This is a genomic window from Tistrella bauzanensis (genome assembly GCF_014636235.1).
GTDB classification, from domain to species: Bacteria; Pseudomonadota; Alphaproteobacteria; order Tistrellales; family Tistrellaceae; genus Tistrella; species Tistrella bauzanensis.
In genome coordinates, this window is record NZ_BMDZ01000085.1 from 1 (window position 1) to 17,183 (window position 17,183).

A 17,183-nucleotide genomic window follows, 5' to 3' on the forward strand; every position below is an offset into this window, starting at 1 on the left:
CTGCTGCTGACATCGCAAACCTCCCTCAGGTCCGCGATCATTGAATCGAATTCCTGACCGTTTGGGAATCCCCTATGAGTCAGAACTCACGAGATTTGGTAGAAGTCATCTGGCGATGGTTGACCCGCGAGCCGGAGCGTTGCGACCAGGGCGTTCCGGTGGTCCGCAGATAGATGTCGGCTGCGGCTTCGCGGAAGGTTTCCATACTGTCGCGGCGCTCAATCAGGCTTTGGCCCGCGCCGATCAGGGTTTCAAGCTGGACGGATTTGACCTCGCTGCCATCCTGTTCGCGCTGAAGGCGCTTTTGTGCCTGCTCGTTATCGTCGAGTTTCGTCTCGATCCGCTCTACAGCGCGGTGGAAGATGTTGACGGTGGACCAGAGGATTTCGTCGAGGTCGAAATCGAGGCTGGTATCGGCCATGGTGGAAATCAGGGCGTCGAAGATATCGGAGACTGCGCCCTGGATGACGTGATCTTCAGGCGTGATCCGGGGATCGGCTTCGTCTTCCGAGGGACGGTAGCCATAGAGTTCGAGTTCTTCGATGGCGTGGCCGGTCGGGGAAGAGGTGTGATCGGGTTCAAAATCGTCATGTGCGTACATGGGATGCGTCCTTCGGCTGGACCGCGACCGTCGCGGCCTTCATGGCGACGAAAGCCCACGGGCGGAACAGTCTGGCAGCCTGAGCCCTGGCGAAGGCCCTGATGGCAAAGCCCGGCTGATTTGTTTCGCGCTGTAAAGGCGGCTCTGCCGCCGACGGAAATCAGTCGGGCGCCGCCATTGCCTGACCGAGCCGTTTGTGGGCCGCTCGCCCTCTCAGAAGGCCAAGGCGCGGACCTCTTGCCGATGATAGATGCACCCCATGCACATGACAGGATCGGAACGCCCCGATCACAGGCCCCTTACCGGCTATGCGATTGAAGCCATGAAGCGGCTGACGTCCTCGGGCGCGATTTGCACCCGGACTTCTGCCCGAACGGCATCCAGCCCGCCCGCTGCGAGATCTTCGTTGAAGTCCCCCATCCTGGGCGAGAGTGCGATCGCCTTGATCCCGACCTCGTGCGCCCGGTCCACCAGGCTATCTCGGGCGCTGTCGCCTGCCGGATCGTTGTCGCGGACGATATAGAACCTGCGCAGTTGCGGCGGGAACAGGATGGCGGCGAGATGTCCGGCCGAGAGAGCGGAAACCATCGGCATGGTGGGCAGAGCCTGCCGCAGCGACAGGATGGTTTCGATACCTTCCCCCGCTGCCATGACATCCTGCGCATCACCGAAACGAACGGCATGTCCGAGCAGGTCGCCCATTGCCTTCCTCGGCGTATCGACAGGTGCCTTGCCGGAGCCGTCCGGGGCCAGCCATGTGCGGTGTGCGCCGGTGATCCTGCCATCGAGATCGGTGACGGCAGCGATCATGGCGGGCCATGCTTGCGTCGGGCCATCGTCCTCGGGCCGCAAGTAGCAATTGGGATGGAAACGCAGATTTGCGGATTGACGTAAATCCGTAATACCGCGTCCGTGTAAATACGCTTCTGCGGTACTGCCGATCAGCGGCTGTGTCATGCGCCAGAGGCGGCGTGCGGCCTCCGATGATCCCGATGGTGCTGGCGTCCGGGGCGGACGGTGTGGCAGGTCAAGGTCTGGATGCGGTAGGCTGAGGAAGCGCCGGGCTTCTTCGGCAACGTCTGCGAAGTCGATCAGGCCGAGCGAATCCCGGACCACATCGAGCAGATCGCCATATTCACCCGTGGCCGAGTCCTGCCACTTTCCGGCAACGCCTTTCACGCTGTCGTTCAGCCGGACGAACATGGAACGGCCAGCCGTGTTTCGGACATCGCCCATCTGCCAATAATTGCCTTGTTTGCGGCCATTGGAGAGATAGTGGCGGCACACCGCCTCGGCCTGTCGGCCGAGACGCTGCGCCAGTTCGGAAGCGGTTAGACGCGCCATTATGCGGCCTCCCGCTCACCGATGCGCTCAACCGGGAAGCGGTCAAGCAATTTGCGGATGATCTCCGGTCCCGTCGCATCGACGGGCACGAAGAAGCGCAGTTTCCAGGAGATGATCTCGCTGAAGAGGCCATAGGCCCGCAGCCGGTCGCGCATCGCGTCAGTAAAGCCGGTCAGTTCGATCCGGTTGGCACCCATGACGCGGACGCGGCGCAGTTGCAGCCCTTCGGCGAGATCAAGGATCGTGCGACCTTCGATCAGCGCGGTATAGGCGGCATCCGGTTTCAGGCTACTGGTGACGCCACTGGTGGAGGCATTGGCGGCCCAGGCGGGCGATACCCGGCGACCGATGATGCGTTCGCCCTCATCGGTCTGGAGCCGATAGACGCGGGAGGATTCCTGCGGCAGGCGTTTCCAGATCGGCAGCAGGAGCCCTGTCACCATATGCAGGATGCTGTCGGTGAACTCCGGCACCTCGGCCAGTTCCGCCTTCCAGGCCACGGTGAAGGCGGCACGGTCGGCCTCGATCCAGTGGGTTTCGCCCATCGCCCGCACCGGAATGTTCATCGCCTCCATAGGCCGGATCAGCCGCACACGGCGTTCGATCTCGCCATCATCCAGCATGACGCTGGTGGTTGGGATCTGCACGGCGGCACGACCCGAGCGCTCGTTGATGAGCAATCTTGCGCGGGGATCATCCAGTTCCGCCAGGGCGGCATCGAGCGTGACCGGCTGATTGAGTTTGCGCTCGGTGAGGGTCAGGAGCCGCGTTTCCGCGCCGGTGCCCGGATGGGTGTGGATCACCTGCCGGTCGGTGACGATGAAGCTTTCGGCCTTGAGCGTTTCCAGCCCCATGTCATAGGTGCCGGATGCAATGGCCCCGTCGATCCGCGCCTGCAGAAGCTGCTCGAAGGCCCAGAACAGGATGCCCTGCAACTCGATGGTCAGCGCCAACAGGCGATTGAGGAAGGTGGTGATTGGCGGCAGGTCGTCCTTCACACCGTTGCTGTCCATCAGCTTCAGTCCGGTGGCGGATTCAAACCGTTCGAGCGAGCAACCCTCGACCTTGCCGCGCACGATCAGCAGATAGAGCTGGCGCAGCGCATCGCGGGCATAGGCGGATTCCAGATTATCCTCGGGACGGAAAAGCCCTTGTCCGCCGGTCTGGCGCTGGCCGCGCGTGATCGCGCCCAGCGTATCGAGGCGACGGGCAATTGTGCTGAGGAAGCGCTTTTCGGCTTTGACATCCGTGGCGATGGGCCGGAACAGCGGCGGTTGCGCCTGATTGGTCCGGTTGGTGCGTCCCAGCCCCTGAATCGCGGCATCGGCCTTCCAGCCCGGCTCCAGCAGGTAATGCACGCGCAGCCGCTGGTTTCGCGCCGAGAGTTCGGCGTGATAGCTGCGCCCCGTGCCGCCGGCATCCGAGAAGACCAGGATGCGCTTCTGGTCATCCATAAAGGCCGACGTCTCGGCAAGGTTGGCAGAAGGCGCACGGTTCTCGACCGCAAGACGTGCCGATGCCCCTTCGCCCTTGCGCACAATCCGGCGCGAACGGCCTGTGACCTCCGCCACCATATCCGTGCCGAAACGCTGCACGATCTGGTCGAGCGCCCCCGGAACGGGTGGCAGCGAACCAAGCCGCTCCAGCATCTCATCGCGGCGGGCGACAGCTTCGCGGCATTCCACCGGCTGACCATCGCGGAAGACGGGGCGTGACGACAGGTTGCCCTCGCCATCGCTGAAAGGTTCATAGAGCTGCACCGGGAAGGAATGCTGCAAATACGAGCCTACATATTCCCTGGGCGTGACATCGACGGAGATGTCGTTCCATTCCTCGGTCGGGATCTCGGAAAGCCGCCGTTCCATCAAGGCTTCGCCGGTCGAAACGATCTGGATGACGGCTGCATGGCCCGTTTCCAGATCGGCCTCAATGGACCGGATCAGGGTCGGGGTTTTCATGGAGGTCAGCAGATGGCCGAAGAAGCGCTGCTTGGTGCTTTCAAAGGCCGAACGGGCGGCGGATTTGGCCTGCCGGTTCAGCGTCCCGTCGCTACCGGTGATATTGGCGGCTTCCATGGCCGCGTCCAGATTCCCATGAATCACGGCGAAGGCGGCAGCATACGAGTCGTATATGTGCCGCTGTTCGTCCGTGAGCTGATGCTCGATCAGTTCATATTCGACGCCATCATAGGAGAGCGAGCGGGCGGTGTAGAGGCCGAGAGATCGCAGGTCGCGGGCCAGGACCTCCATGGCCGCAACGCCACCGGATTCGATCGCCTCGACGAACTCGGCGCGGGTCTGGAACGGAAAGTCCTCACCGCCCCAGAGGCCGAGGCGCTGCGCGTAGGCGAGATTGTGAACGGTGGTGGCGCCGGTCGCCGAGACATAGACCACGCGGGCATCGGGCAGCGCGTGCTGGAGCCGCAGGCCCGCACGTCCCTGCTGCGAGGCAGCGACATCGCCGCGTTCACCTTTTCCGCCACCGGCATTCTGCATGGAATGGCTCTCGTCGAATATAATGGCTCCATCGAAATCGGACCCCAACCATTCGACGATCTGCTTGACGCGCGAAACCTTCTCGCCCCGGTCGTCGGAGCGTAGCGTGGCATAGGTGGTAAATAGGACGCCTTCCGACAGCGTGATCGGCTTGCCTTGCGGGAAGCGTGACAAAGGCGTGACCAGCAACCGTTCCATGCCAAGTGCTGCCCAGTCGCGCTGTGCGTCCTCGATCAGCTTGTCGGATTTGGAGATCCAGATCGCCTTGCGCCGACCGCGAAGCCAGTTGTCGAGAATGATGGCGGCGGACTGGCGGCCCTTGCCAGCGCCGGTTCCGTCACCGAGCATGAAGCCCCGTCGAAAACGGATCGAGCCGGCAGCATCTTCGGGCGCGGCGCTCACATTGTCGAAATGCTCGTCCACGGTCCATGCACCGGCGAGATGATCGGCATGGGCTTCACCGGCATAGATCACCGTTTCAAGCTGGGCGTCCGACAGACGCGCGCAGATGTCAGCGGGCAGCATGGGCCGGTAGGACGGCTTGGGTGGTGCGACCGAGGCCATGGCGGCGGATTGCACCAGCTTGGTCGGATGCGGCTGAGCGCCAGCAATGCGTAGCGATTGCAGCGCATATTCCTCATAGATGGCGTCGGACAGGCGAGCGCCGTCCGGTGGTGTCCAGTCCACGGTCTCATAGGCAAGTTCGACGCCCGCGGGATCATTGGCGGGAGCAGCGACTGGCCGCGTGGCGGCTGAGCGGGCGAGATAGCCTCGCACGGTCTTCGGCGCGGCGGTCGAAGCAGGCACCACGATCTTCGGCAATGATACCGGCGAACGCTGCGGAACGTGCGCCTCGATCCATCCGAGCAGCGTGGCAACATCAGGCGCAATCCCCGGCGAGGCCGGAAAAATGCCAGTATCGTCAGCGGGCAGTTTGTCGACAACGGTCAGCCGTGTGTCGATCCTGGTGCCGTGCTTTGCATAGACCGCGCCATCAACGGCGGCGGTGAAAACGACGCGGCCGCGTTCCTGCAAGCGGATGAACGCGTCCCGCCAGGCTGGAGCCTCAGGGCCAAAGCCTGCGCCGGTGATCGTCACCAACCGCCCACCGGGGGCAAGACGGGCCAGTGCCGAGGCGACATGGCGGTAGGCCGCATCGGCGACACGCCCGCTGACATTGGCCATGACCGAAAATGGCGGGTTCATCAGCACCACGGACGGCACGGCATACGGGGCCAGATGATCGTCGATCTGGGCGGCGTCGAACAGAGTGACAGCAAATGCCGGAAAGAGAGAGGACAAAAGATCAGCGCGGGTCTCGGCCAGTTCATTGAGGATCAGCGAACCGCCGATGGTCTGCGCTAGGATCGCCAGAAGGCCGGTTCCAGCCGATGGCTCCAGCACCCTGTCATCAGGCGTGATCGCGGCAGCCGTCAGAGCAGCCAGACCAAGCGGGATTGGCGTCGAAAACTGCTGGAAGTTCTGGCTTTCTTCGGAACGCCGGGTCTGCGTGGGCAACAGCCCCGCGATTTTTGCCAGCACGGAAATCCGTGCAGCCGGAGACGCGGCTTTACGGAAAAGCGCCTTTCCGTATTTGCGCAGGAAGAGAACTGTGGCGACTTCGCACGCCTCATAGGCCAGCTTCCAGTCCCACGCGCCAGTAGCATCGGACGCGCCGAAGGCCGTTTCCATCGCACCGCGCAAGGTGACGGCATCGATGCGCTGGCCGCGTTCGAGATGGGGGAGCAAAACACTGGCCGCAGCCAGGATCGCGGGCGCAGCCGCCAGCGGTGTGACCGGATCAGTCACGGGGAAAACCATGTTCATGTCGAGAACCTCAGGAGAGCGGGAAGGACAAGCCCGGACAGTGCTCTCTCTCGACCACCCGGACTTAACCCCTTCCGGCCCACCTCTCACTCTCAAAGCGCAGTATGAAAAAAGCGCCCCGACCGGACGGCGGGGCGCTTGTCAGTGTCTTCCCGGGATCATCCGAAACGGAGACCGGCTTCGGTGAAGGTGTATTCATTGGCGGCGATGGTCTCATCGACAGCCTCGTCCGAGGATAGATAGTCATATTCGCGTTCAAGCTGGCGGTAGAGCCAGCGGGCCAGATCACGCAGCGCCTCGATGATCGTCTCCTCGGCATCGGCGGTCATGTCCTGCCAGGTCGGGCTGTCTCGCTCGACCGAGATCGACATGCGGTATTCGTGATAATAATGGCCACGATGGCAGGCATCGGCGCGAAGCTGATAGAAATTGCGGCGCTGGATCGCCTGAAGGGCATCGGCGATGCGGTGCAGTTCGCTGTCCTGCGGGGCGTATTCCCGGATCAGGCGTGGCGCATGTTTCCGGTAGGAATACCAGGATTCAAAGCAAGCACCGTCACCCTGCGAAGAAAAGCCCCGGAACCAGATGCAGGGGTCTTGCCGTGTGCCGCCCATAAGCCGGACGGCGCGAGTCTTGAGGTTGAGCCCGAGGATTTCCGCGATGCGCTGGAAATCTTCATAGACGGCATCGTACCAGTCATAGTCGAAGCCGCCCTCACGATACCAGGCGCCGGCCTTGTCCTTGGCCGCATCGGACAATTCGCCCAAGCGATAGACGGTGGTTTCGATGATCTCAGGCATAAGGATCTCTCCCTTCGAGAACGGAGGATAGCCAGCCATCGGTATAGATCCAGTCCACCGTTTCGCCGGTGGCAAGATCAAGAACATGCGCGCCGCCGCCAAAACCGTCGATTCTCGGCCGAGAACAACTGTTTGCGTATTGAAGGCCCCATAGACCCGTCAGGCCGAACTGGATGGCGCAGCGTTTGACGAACTGGATGACATGCTCGGGATCGCCGGTGACGTCATCGCGCATCCAGATCTGTGTGCCACCATGTTCTGGCTGGATGGAAAGCAGAAAGCCGTCCGAGGGTGGATCTTCGGAAGCATTTTCAGCAGCCAGAGCGTTGTAGAGTTCGAGCGCGCGGGCAGCGTTTTCGGGGGTGCCCACGTCAAGCAGGCAAGAAAAGTGCGTGAGATAGTCGGCCATAATGGTCTCCAGGCATGGCATGGCCCGGCGTGAAACCGAGCCGAATGGGATGGAAAGGGTGAAGCTCAGGCGGCCTGTGGCAGGCGGAGCAGATCGGCCGCGGCGTCGCGCCAGAAGGGATCGACCAACCGGGCTTCCAGTGCAGCGGCGCGGTAACGCAGCCGTCTCGCATCACCGGAGTCCGAGGCCCGGAATGCCATACCGCGCAGGCGGCTGGCCTCGTTTACAATCCTGCGTGCCTCGGCATCGGATGCGACTGGCTGTTTCCAGAGGATAATGCCGGCGCGGATTTCACCGGCGAGGACCAGGCACTGATCGCGGTCCTGAATGAGCATGATGCGCGGCTGAAAATACGGGAAGCTGTCCGGCCCCGTGCAAATATCACCGCGCGACAGGCGCAAGGCCGCGGCCTGGATGGCCTCTTCCGGTGACGGGCATTCCCCAAGCGGGATCATGCGGTCGAAAGTGTTCACCGCGTCACTGGCGTCATAGCTGGCCACGCCGAGGCACGAGATGCGCAACGGCAGCTTTTGCGACCGATAAAGCGCGGGCAGAACATCGGCAGCCAGAATCTGACCGATGGAACGGAAGGTTTCGGAACGGGCAAAGGTCATCGGGATCACTCCATGACGGGCGCCGGTGAGCGTCTCTCTCCGACCCTCAACCCGTCACGGCCGAACGGCCCGCACTCTTCCTCTCTGACCGGGCTTGTTCCCGGTTCCGCTGCCGGCGATGGGGATCATCGCAAGGCTGAAGGCCCGAAACGCGGGCTGCCGCGCTCGGGCCGTCGGGGATGAGGCGATTTCGCGCCTTACTCCCACGGGTCCAGCTCCAGCTTCACCATGTCGTCGTCGCCGTCGAACTCAGCGGCGGGGCAAGCGGCGTGGGTGCCGTCTCCGGCCTGGAACACAACGATCGAAACCATCAGCGTGGTGGCGAGGCTGGCGGCGAAGGCGGTGGCATCTGCATAGGACATGGGTTCCGGCTCCTGTCTTTGGAGGCGGGGGACCATCCCCCGCGCGACAGGCGCCCGAAGTGTCTGACCGGATCTGCAATCACCCGAGGGCGTTCGGACTTTTTTCCGAATCCCCGAGGGCGGCACGCGCGCGTAAGCCGACCCCTTTGGGGTTGAATGTCAAAGAGACGGATCGGACCAAGGTTTGCGAATGGAAGCGGGGGTGGTTTTTCGAATCTGACAGAATGCCGGATACCCGTCGCAGATGCTCTGCCGCGCCAGCCTTGCCACCATGCTGGCTTCAGGATCATGTTCCCTTCAGGCCAGAGATGGCTGCCGCTCGTCCTGATGGGAATGGCGCATTGCATGGTGAAGCCGGATTGGACCCGTCCGGTGCAGACCTCCCATCCTCACGGCCAGGCGCCCTGCGATTGGGTCTTCAGCTCCAAAACCCATCGGCAAGTTCTCGGGCGATCATCGCGCGCGCCTTCATTATCAGATCATCGCCCGAGGTATCGATATGACCGAAGAAACGGGCACGAGCACCATGAGCGGTCCACTCGGCGTAGCGGCAATACTCACGGGCATCGAGCCGGAACACCCGCATGTCTTCGGCCCAGTGAGGCTTTGGCTCCACGACAACAGTGATGCCATCGCGGGTTTCGGTCCACGGTAAGGTTCGATCCGAAGGGGGATGTTCGCGGTCGTCCAGAAAAATCTGATCGATGTCGATACTGATCGGCATGGCGGCTCTCTAAAGAAAAAGCCCAATCACGAGGACAGGGCGAGTAGCGGAAACGGAGGGTGATAAACGGGGCGACCGAAGCCGCCCCGAATGAGTGCTATTCAGCAGCGACCATATGCTGTTCTTCCTCATCGTCAGCCGGGTCGTCCTCGCCATCGCCGGAGAGGAAATCGGGCAGATCGTCGGCTTCCGCCGCAGCGCCTGATGCCGGATCGACTTCGATACCATCTTCCACCATGCGCAGCGGCTCGGGCAGCCAGCCGGTATCCGCAAGCAGGCGTTCGGCTTCCTTGGCCATGTCGCCCTTCTTGAGGTGCCCGATCAGATCGGCAGCCCGGTCTCCGGCCCCTTCGCGCACGGCTTCAAGGATACGCGGCTTGGTCACGCGGCCGAGATAATTGCCAACCGTCGGCCGCCAGCCCACGGCCACCATGTCGAGGCCGGTCGAACGCGCGAGCCGGTCAGCCTGCGACAGACGGATGTCCAGCCCGTGCTGACTTACGCCCGTGCCGCTGTACGGATTCGGCTTCTCATAGAGCGCGTTGACACCGAAGCTGACGCAATGGGCGAGCAGATCCATGCGCGAACCATCATCCAGATCGGTCAGCCAATCCCAGAGCGCAGAATCGTCTGCCGGGACATGATCGCCCCAGCGTTCGTGCCGGTCAGCGATGGCCTTGGCCGACGCGCTATCGCGCAGATCCTCGGCCTGCGCGGGCAGATGGACCTCCCGAACCTGTGCTTCCAGGCAACCGCGACCGGAATGCGGCATGAAGCAATCCATAACCAGCCTGTGCAGCAGTGCCGTCATGGCGACATGCGGGTTTACTGCCACCGCATCCCGCAGTGCCAGCGTCCGATGCGCGGTCAGCTCGCTGACCAGACGATCGGGCAGCGGCTTGATAGTGTCGACCTCGTCTTCCTCCTCCGTTTCGACCGGCTGGCCGCCCAGCGTGATAACCGCACGCATGCGGCTTGCCTCCGGTTCTGCCCGCTGGATCACTTCGCCGGTTTCCGGGTCAACGATCTCAGCCTCCGGTTCCGTAGGCGTTTCGTCCTCGGCGCGAACATAGCCGCGTTCGATCAGCAATGCGCCATCAGCATCGATGCTGATGAAGACACCCGCCATGCTGATCTGGTCCGGCTCGAAGGTCATCGGGCGGCGCTCGAAGGTTTCCAGCGCCTGTTCGATCTCACCGAGGCGGGCGTCGATCTCGTCAGGCAGCTCATCAGCCTCGCCATATTCGGCTTCAAGCCGGTCATATTCGTCGCGCAATGCCTCGCGGGTGGCGCGCTCCTCTTCACTCAGATCGACCGTGGTGCCGACAATCTGGCGGAGCCCATGGTCGTGGCCATAGGGAAAGGTGATGGCGACCTCGATCCACTTCCAGCCGTCAGCGGCGATGGCTTCGGCCTCGGCCTTCAGCTTTTCGCCCACCAGCCGGTCGAGCAGCACCGGATCTTGCAGCCAGCCACCATCGTCCTGCTGGAAGAGATCGCGCAAGACGCAGCCGCCAGCCTCCTCATAGGCATCGATGCCAACGAACACCGCCCGCTTGTCAACGGCGCGGACCGTAGTTTCGGTCAGCAGGCGGCGGATGTGGTAGGGTTCTTTCTGCCAGCCATCCTTAATCGCTTCCCAGACCTGCTCCTGACGGGCATGGTCAGAACTGACGCTGAAGGCCATGAGCTGTTCCAGCGTCATGCCGTCCTCGGCATAGACATCGAGCAATGCCGGTGAGACAGAAACCAGACGCAGGCGCTGTTTGACCACCTTGGCATCCACGAAGAAGGCAGCGGCGATGGCTTCCTCGGTCATGCCCTTTTCGCGCATGGCCTGGAAGGCGCGGAACTGGTCGAGCGGATGCAGCGGTGCGCGCTCGATATTCTCGGCGAGCGAAACCTCATCGATCAGTACATCGGCGCTGGCCTCCGACACGACGCAGGGGACCGGCGCGATTTTGGCGAGGCGCTTTTGCTTGACCAGCAGTTCCAGCGCCCGGAAACGGCGACCGCCGGCGGGCACCTCGAACATGCCGGTTTCCTTGCCCTCAGCATCCACGACCGGGCGGACATGCAGGGACTGGATCAGGCCGCGACGGGCGATGGACTCGGCCAGTTCCTCGACCGAGATCCCGGCCTTGACGCGCCGAACATTGGACTGGCTGAGCACCAGCTTGTTGAAGGGAATGTCGCGCGAGGACGACAGGGTGATCTTCTGAACGGCAGTGGCCATGTCAGTGACTCCATGACGGACGCCGGTGAGCCTCTCTCTCCGGCTATCAGCCCGTCACGAAGCGAAGCGCCGCCCTCTTCCTCTGGAGAGAGCGACGCCAGCCGCAGAACCTGAAACCCGGAAATCAGGCACTTCGGTTTTCCGTATCGGCGGATGGAGGGGAAAGGCCCGCGCCGACGCGGTAGAGCAGACGCTCGGCGGCGCGGATGCTGCCGGTCTGATGGGCGGCCTCGGCCCAGACCGAGATCGGGAAATCCCCGGTGAAAAGCAGATCGCGCTCGATCCCCATGCCGAAGGGCAGCCGGACTGACTGCATCTCGCCAAGGCTCCACGACCCCAGTTCGGGATGGCCGAGATCAGCCAGGCCGAACATGATGTCGCCGTCCTCGTCCAGTTCGGTGGCGAGCCAGACGCCCTCGCCGAGGGGGGTGAAGAACTTCACGACCGGGATGTGATCCTGAGCGCGCTGGCGGCCATTTGCCAGCAGGCGGTCGCGCTGTGTGCTGGTCAGGAGGATCATGCCGCAGCCCTCCGGTCGGTTACGCTCGTATCGGGCTCCCCGGCGTCGTCGGCCGGCAGATGCGACAGCAACCAGTCCGCCGCCTTGCTGGCCTGCGAGGCCGCGCGGACAATGGCGCGGGAATCCTCGCGCATGACCTCCAGCCACGACCCGATGTAGTCGGCATGACGGACGGTCGGCACGATCCCGAGCGCGGCGCAACTGAAGGCTGCCGTCTGTTCAGCAATCATTTCCTCGAAGGCGTATTTCTTCGAGCCGAACGAGCCGGTCAGATCGCGGCTGAGGCGGCTGTGATGGCCGCTGGCGTGACCCAGCTCGTGCAGGGCTGTGCGGTGCCAGTTGATAGGCTCGAAATAGGCTTGCGGAGGCGGCACCTGCACATAGTCGAGCGAGGGCATGTAGAAGGCGCGATCGCCGCCAATGCGGAAGTCGATGCCGGTGGCATGGATCAGCGCCTCGACCCGAGGTTCGATCAGGCCCGGCGGCGGTGGCGGCGCGACTGTCGTGATGTCATCGGGAAGGCCATCGCATTGCGCGGCATTAAAGACCGTGAACCGCTTCAGGAACGGTATGGCATGCGCATCCTCACCCGTCTCGCGGGCACGACGCTTTTCGTCCTCGGGGGTGAAACGATCTGCATAGACAACGGTGGTGCCGCGCTCACCCTTCCGGACATTGCCGCCAAGCGAAAGGGCCTGGCGGAAAGTCAGCCACGCCTGACCGGGAAAGCCGTGCTGGATGACAGCGCCCCAGAGGATTAGAATATTGATACCGGAGTAGGACCGGCCGGTTGAAGCATTTCTCGGCAGGCCCAGCGGGGCGGTATCGGGCGACGCACCCCAGGGCTGGACCCAGGGGAGCCGACCTTGCTCCAACTCGGCGATGATCTTGTTGGTGATGTCGTCGTAAAGGTTGCTGCGTCCGCCACCTTCCGCGGGGCTGCGATCGTGTCTGGCCATCGGGATGATCTCCGCGACGGGCGCCGGAAGCCTCTCCTCCAGCCCTTAACCCGTCACGGAAAATCCGTCCGCACTCTCACTCTGAAGGGGGCGTTGCGGGGATCTCCCCGCAGAAGGGGTAGGCAGAGCCCAAGGCTCGGCCGCAGGGGAAGGCTTCCCCCTATCCGGACTTCCTTGAAAGCTGTCAGAAACTTGCGTATATTTCCAACAGGAGAAAGACGATGACACGGCTGACCGAACAAATTCTGGCCCATGCGACGGGACTGCCCGAAGGCGTTCCCGTGTCCGCCAAGGGCCTGCTCCACCTTGGAAACCGGGCGGCCGTGGATCAGGCATTGTCGCGTCTGTCTGAGCGCGGGCAGCTCATCCGCGCCGGTCGTGGCGTCTATCTGCGCCCCATCACCAGTCGGTTTGGCACGCGCGCACCGTCGGTCGAGCAGGCTGTCGAGGCCCTCGCGGCCCAAAAGGGGGAGATCATCGTCTCGAACGGCGCCGCCGCGGCGAACGCGCTTGGCTTGACGACGCAGGTGCCCGTCCGCTCGGTCTATCTGACCTCCGGACGCAGCCGAAAAATGTACCTCGGCAAGCAGGTCGTCGAATTGCGGCACGCGCCGCGCTGGCAACTGGCCCTGGCCAACCGCCCCGCAGGGGAGGCCGTGCGGGCGCTGGCTTGGCTCGGCCCCGAACGGGCGGAGGCCGCGCTCACGACATTGAAACGGAAGATGCCGCCCGGCGTGTTCGGCGAACTGGTCGCCGCCGCGCCGCAGTTTCCGACATGGCTCGCACAGAGCGTCGGAAAGGCGGCCTATGGCTGACGTCTTTCTTCAGCTTTCGGCTGGGGATCGGCGTGATGCACTGGGCGTCGCTGCCGACCGTTCGGGCCGTCCCACCCATCTTCTCGAAAAGGATGTGTGGGTGGTGTGGGCGCTGGCGACCCTCTACGCGGCACCGCTCGGCGAGCATCTGGTGTTCAAGGGCGGCACGTCGCTGTCGAAAGCCTATCAGGTCATTCGCCGGTTTTCGGAGGATGTGGATCTGACCTACGACATTCGGGCGATTGCGCCCGATCTGGTTGGGGACAATGGCGAGGGTCTGCCGAAGACACGAAGCGAGGAAAAGCGCTGGTCCAGCGAGGTCCGTCGGCGGTTACCGGCATGGGTCGCGGAAACCGTGCAGCCTGTGATCGAGACCGCACTGGCCGCCGAAGGTCTGGCGGCGGCCGTCCGCGTCGAGGATGAGAAGCTCTTCATCGACTATGAGGCGACCGCAGCCGGGTCCGGCTATGTGGCTCCAAGCGTCATGCTGGAGTTCGGCGCGCGCTCGACGGGCGAACCCGCGAGCTTGCGCGACGTCGTCTGCGACGCGGCCGGCCTGATCGAGGGGCTGCTCTTCCCGACGGCGCGGCCGCGCGTCATGCACGCGGAGCGGACGTTCTGGGAGAAGGCGACCGCCATCCACGTCTTCTGCCTCCAGGAGCGGCTGCGCGGCGACCGCTTCGCGCGACATTGGCACGATGTTGTCCGACTGGACGAAGCCGGCTTCGCGGAAGCCGCTTTTGCCGATCGCGACCTGGCCAACGCTGTCGCTCGGCACAAGTCGATGTTCTTCGCAGAGAAGGCCGCCGACCGCACGCCGATCGACTATGCAGCGGCTGTCAGCGGCGGCTTGCAACTCGTGCCGGTCGGCGATGGCGCGAAAGCGTTGGAGGATGACTATGCCCGCATGGTTGAGGATGGACTGCTCTTCGACGACGAGGAGCCGTTCGAAGCGCTCATGGCGCAGTGCGCTGATATAGCCGCGCGCGCGAACAGAGCAGCCAAGTAAGAAACTGGGAGGACCGGGGGTATATGAGCGAAGTCGAAGAAGAGCGAAAATTCCAGTTTCTGCGGGACGGCGATGCCGAGCCGTCTGAACTGGACTGGAACAAGGGGATCGAGAGCGCCCGCAAGGCGATTTCCGAGGCCATGAACGCCAAGAACATCGCATTTCTGCTCGGCGCCGGATGTTCTTCCCTGATGAAGGACAAAAAGGAACTCGGCATTGCGACCATGGCGCCGCTGGCCAAAGAGTTTTGCGGCGAAACCATCGAGGCACGCGCGGCGGGATTCTACAGCGATCCGCCAACAGCCGGCGCTGTACCGGCACCGTGGCGGCTGACCAAAGACGAACTCGACTATCTCGACGCGCTCGGGGTCGACCTGACGAAGGATTACAGCCGTAACTTGGAACGCTTGATGGAGGTGCTGTTCGCGCAACGGTTCGTGCTGCGCCAGAGCGAGAATCCCGATCTTCACCCCTATCGCGCTGTTCTCGACGGCATCATCAAGAAGGTCCAGGACTTCCTATGGACCCGTGTCACCCAAGGGACCTTCGCCACGGAGGGCGACACCACCGTGGGCGACCTCTACGAGCGTTTCTACAAGAAACTGGTCCTACGCGATCGGTCCTTGCCCCGGCCTTGGGTGTTCACGACCAACTACGATCATTTCAGCGAATTGGCGATGGATCGCCTGGGCATTCCCTATGCCAACGGTTTTTCCGGCGTCGTAGAACGCCGCTTCAACCCGGCGATCTTCCGCTATGCTCTGGCCGAGCAGCTCGACGTCGCCAGCCGCAAATGGACCGCCGTCGACGCCTTCGTCTATCTCTGCAAACTGCATGGTTCGGTCACGTGGACCGAGGACGATCATGGCCTGTTCCCGATCAAGGAAGTCTGGCCGCCGGAATCCTCAAACCAGATGCTGATCTATCCGACGCCGGCGAAGCAGAACTCTTCGCTCGGCTCGCCCTATGCAGACCTGTTCCGGGAATTTCAGTCCCGGATCGTGCGCGAGCAGAGCGTTCTCATCACGGCCGGCTACGCCTTCGGCGACGAGCACCTGAACAACATCATCTATCAGGCTCTGACGATCCCGACCTTCCGCTTGGTGATCTTTGCGGCGCCCGACACGGAGGGAGAGATCGCCAAGCTGCGGGCGCTGCGCGATCCGCGCATTTGGATCATTGGAGGCAATGGCCCTGCCGACGGGACGAGGGCGCACTACTTCGACATGATCGTCGAGCATTTCATGCCCCAGCGCCCCAGCGACAGGATTGATGATGCCGTCCGCAAGGTGTTGTCGGAGCTGGCGCCGAAAAGGGACGACGAGACGAAGGATAGCGAAGCATGAGCCACGACGATCGCAAGCGGGCGATCGGCAAGGTGGTCTCGGTTGCGGCCGACCGCTTTGTCGTCGAGATGCACGTCGGTAACGATAACTTCACGGTCGTCGGCTTCGACGACGTGCATTATGTGGCGCGACTGGGATCATTCCTGATGATTCCGTCGCAGTCGGAATATGTCGTGGTCGAGGTTGTCGGCCTGCGTGAGCGCGATGCGAGCACGCCTTCCGAGCGGGGCGATTTCGACCGGGCCGGCTCCTCGAAATATCTGGACGTGGTGCCCGTCGGCATGCTGCCGATGCGCGGCGGCGCGTTCCGCTTCGGTGTGTCGGTTTTCCCGTCTCTGTATGCGGACGCACTGTATGCGCTGGATGGCGAGCTCGATCGCATCTTTGAGACCGAGGCCGCCGTCGAGCCGTCAGTCGGCCCGGATGGCGGCGCCTGCCAACCCGAAGGGGCCACGCGCTATCGGGTTCTACCGATCGGCAAGTCGGTGGTGTTCGAGGACTACGACGTCAAAGTTCGTCTGAACGAGTTCTTCGGCGGTCATGTCGCCGTCCTAGGCAATACCGGCAGCGGTAAATCCTGCACGGTCGCCTCGGTCTTGCAGTCCCTTTTTTGCAAGCCGAAGGAGCATCACGCCCGCGGCGCGACCTTCATCGTCTTCGACGTCAACGGCGAGTATCACGCCGCTCTGAGCGCTTCCGCGAAGGAGGGAGCGATCGGAGTCGAGCGTGTCGTCCTCGACGGTACGGCAGCGGGCTTCCGCTTGCCGCACTGGTTTCTGGAACTGGCGGAATGGGAGCTGTTGCTGCAAGCCAGCGAGCGCACCCAGGTGCCCATCCTGCGCATGGCGCTCGGGCTCTCGACCTTGTTCTCAAATGCGGGGGCCGCAGAACTCAACAGCGTCCGCAATCACATCCTCGCCAAGTGCATCACCCAGATCATGCGCGACGACTCATCGAGCCCGTCCAAGCATGATCGGATCATTGGCATCCTCCAGCGCTTCAGCACGAACGAGATCAACGCGGCAAAAATCCGGCCATATATTGAGGCTGTTGCCGAATGCCCGCTACCCATGGTTTGACGCCGTCTGCTGACGGCTTGGGAGCTTGGCGGGGGTCTCGCGC

General features: G+C 63.1%; 13 protein-coding genes and 2 pseudogenes. 4 read left to right on the forward strand and 11 right to left on the reverse strand.

Annotated features, from left to right (window positions below; translation table 11 throughout):
* Nucleotides 1–82: 82 nt before the first annotated feature.
* The 11 genes and pseudogenes from IEW15_RS22370 to IEW15_RS22420 all read right to left on the reverse strand — a co-directional run.
* A pseudogene (locus tag IEW15_RS22370) lies at nt 83–601 on the reverse strand (hypothetical protein); the annotation flags it as partial.
* Between the two features lie 306 nt (nt 602–907).
* Complete coding sequence (locus IEW15_RS22375) at nt 908–1,945, reverse strand: DUF7146 domain-containing protein (protein WP_188582175.1); 1,038 nt, start codon at nt 1,943–1,945, stop codon at nt 908–910.
* Nucleotides 1,945–6,267 carry a strawberry notch family protein gene (locus IEW15_RS22380; protein WP_188582178.1) on the reverse strand — a complete coding sequence of 1,441 codons (4,323 nt, stop codon included), beginning with the start codon at nt 6,265–6,267 and terminating at the stop codon, nt 1,945–1,947. Before IEW15_RS22380 ends, IEW15_RS22375 begins: the two co-directional genes overlap by 1 nt.
* A gap of 158 nt (nt 6,268–6,425) precedes the next feature.
* Nucleotides 6,426–7,067, reverse strand: a complete 642-nt coding sequence (locus IEW15_RS22385; RefSeq protein WP_188582180.1) for an antitoxin of toxin-antitoxin stability system — start codon at nt 7,065–7,067, stop codon at nt 6,426–6,428.
* Nucleotides 7,060–7,476, reverse strand: a complete 417-nt coding sequence (locus tag IEW15_RS22390) for a hypothetical protein (protein ID WP_145206323.1) — start codon at nt 7,474–7,476, stop codon at nt 7,060–7,062. The genes IEW15_RS22385 and IEW15_RS22390 overlap by 8 nt, the downstream gene beginning before the upstream one ends.
* A 65-nt stretch (nt 7,477–7,541) precedes the next feature.
* The gene (locus tag IEW15_RS22395; RefSeq protein WP_188582182.1) at nt 7,542–8,090 is read right to left on the reverse strand and encodes a hypothetical protein; all 549 of its coding nucleotides are present in this window, start codon (nt 8,088–8,090) and stop codon (nt 7,542–7,544) included.
* Nucleotides 8,091–8,287: 197 nt separating this feature from the next.
* Nucleotides 8,288–8,452 (reverse strand): hypothetical protein, encoded by a 165-nt coding sequence (locus tag IEW15_RS22400; protein ID WP_010335706.1) that lies wholly within the window; start codon nt 8,450–8,452, stop codon nt 8,288–8,290.
* 418 nt (nt 8,453–8,870) lie between these two features.
* Nucleotides 8,871–9,176, reverse strand: coding sequence for a hypothetical protein (locus tag IEW15_RS22405; protein ID WP_188582183.1), 306 nt, complete (start codon nt 9,174–9,176; stop codon nt 8,871–8,873).
* A 97-nt stretch (nt 9,177–9,273) separates the two neighbouring features.
* On the reverse strand, nt 9,274–11,412 hold the full coding sequence (locus tag IEW15_RS22410; protein ID WP_188582186.1) for a Spo0J and enkurin domain-containing protein: 2,139 nt from the start codon (nt 11,410–11,412) through the stop codon (nt 9,274–9,276).
* A 124-nt stretch (nt 11,413–11,536) separates the two neighbouring features.
* On the reverse strand, nt 11,537–11,932 hold the full coding sequence (locus tag IEW15_RS22415) for a DUF2958 domain-containing protein (protein ID WP_188582188.1): 396 nt from the start codon (nt 11,930–11,932) through the stop codon (nt 11,537–11,539).
* Nucleotides 11,929–12,891, reverse strand: a complete 963-nt coding sequence (locus IEW15_RS22420) for an ArdC family protein (protein WP_188582190.1) — start codon at nt 12,889–12,891, stop codon at nt 11,929–11,931. The genes IEW15_RS22415 and IEW15_RS22420 overlap by 4 nt, the downstream gene beginning before the upstream one ends.
* A 221-nt stretch (nt 12,892–13,112) precedes the next feature.
* On the opposite strand from IEW15_RS22420, the gene IEW15_RS22425 reads away from it, so the two are divergent.
* The 4 genes and pseudogenes from IEW15_RS22425 to IEW15_RS22440 form a co-directional block, all read left to right on the forward strand.
* Nucleotides 13,113–13,706: a DUF6088 family protein gene (locus IEW15_RS22425; RefSeq protein ID WP_188582192.1), complete on the forward strand. Its 594-nt coding sequence runs from the start codon at nt 13,113–13,115 to the stop codon at nt 13,704–13,706.
* Nucleotides 13,699–14,715, forward strand: coding sequence for a nucleotidyl transferase AbiEii/AbiGii toxin family protein (locus IEW15_RS22430; protein ID WP_188582193.1), 1,017 nt, complete (start codon nt 13,699–13,701; stop codon nt 14,713–14,715). Before IEW15_RS22425 ends, IEW15_RS22430 begins: the two co-directional genes overlap by 8 nt.
* A 23-nt stretch (nt 14,716–14,738) precedes the next feature.
* Complete coding sequence (locus IEW15_RS22435; RefSeq protein WP_188582195.1) at nt 14,739–16,061, forward strand: SIR2 family protein; 1,323 nt, start codon at nt 14,739–14,741, stop codon at nt 16,059–16,061.
* Nucleotides 16,058–17,101: pseudogene (locus IEW15_RS22440) on the forward strand (helicase HerA domain-containing protein); the annotation flags it as partial. The gene IEW15_RS22435 and the pseudogene IEW15_RS22440, both read left to right, overlap by 4 nt.
* Nucleotides 17,102–17,183: the final 82 nt, after the last annotated feature.

Coding starts and splice junctions, on each gene's coding strand:
- IEW15_RS22375 (WP_188582175.1), bottom strand. CDS start 1,945: ATGGCGCGTCTAACCGCTTCCGAACTGGCGCAGCGTCTCGGCCGACAG.
- IEW15_RS22380 (WP_188582178.1), bottom strand. CDS start 6,267: ATGAACATGGTTTTCCCCGTGACTGATCCGGTCACACCGCTGGCGGCT.
- IEW15_RS22385 (WP_188582180.1), bottom strand. CDS start 7,067: ATGCCTGAGATCATCGAAACCACCGTCTATCGCTTGGGCGAATTGTCC.
- IEW15_RS22390 (WP_145206323.1), bottom strand. CDS start 7,476: ATGGCCGACTATCTCACGCACTTTTCTTGCCTGCTTGACGTGGGCACC.
- IEW15_RS22395 (WP_188582182.1), bottom strand. CDS start 8,090: ATGACCTTTGCCCGTTCCGAAACCTTCCGTTCCATCGGTCAGATTCTG.
- IEW15_RS22400 (WP_010335706.1), bottom strand. CDS start 8,452: ATGTCCTATGCAGATGCCACCGCCTTCGCCGCCAGCCTCGCCACCACG.
- IEW15_RS22405 (WP_188582183.1), bottom strand. CDS start 9,176: ATGCCGATCAGTATCGACATCGATCAGATTTTTCTGGACGACCGCGAA.
- IEW15_RS22410 (WP_188582186.1), bottom strand. CDS start 11,412: ATGGCCACTGCCGTTCAGAAGATCACCCTGTCGTCCTCGCGCGACATT.
- IEW15_RS22415 (WP_188582188.1), bottom strand. CDS start 11,932: ATGATCCTCCTGACCAGCACACAGCGCGACCGCCTGCTGGCAAATGGC.
- IEW15_RS22420 (WP_188582190.1), bottom strand. CDS start 12,891: ATGGCCAGACACGATCGCAGCCCCGCGGAAGGTGGCGGACGCAGCAAC.
- IEW15_RS22425 (WP_188582192.1), top strand. CDS start 13,113: ATGACACGGCTGACCGAACAAATTCTGGCCCATGCGACGGGACTGCCC.
- IEW15_RS22430 (WP_188582193.1), top strand. CDS start 13,699: ATGGCTGACGTCTTTCTTCAGCTTTCGGCTGGGGATCGGCGTGATGCA.
- IEW15_RS22435 (WP_188582195.1), top strand. CDS start 14,739: ATGAGCGAAGTCGAAGAAGAGCGAAAATTCCAGTTTCTGCGGGACGGC.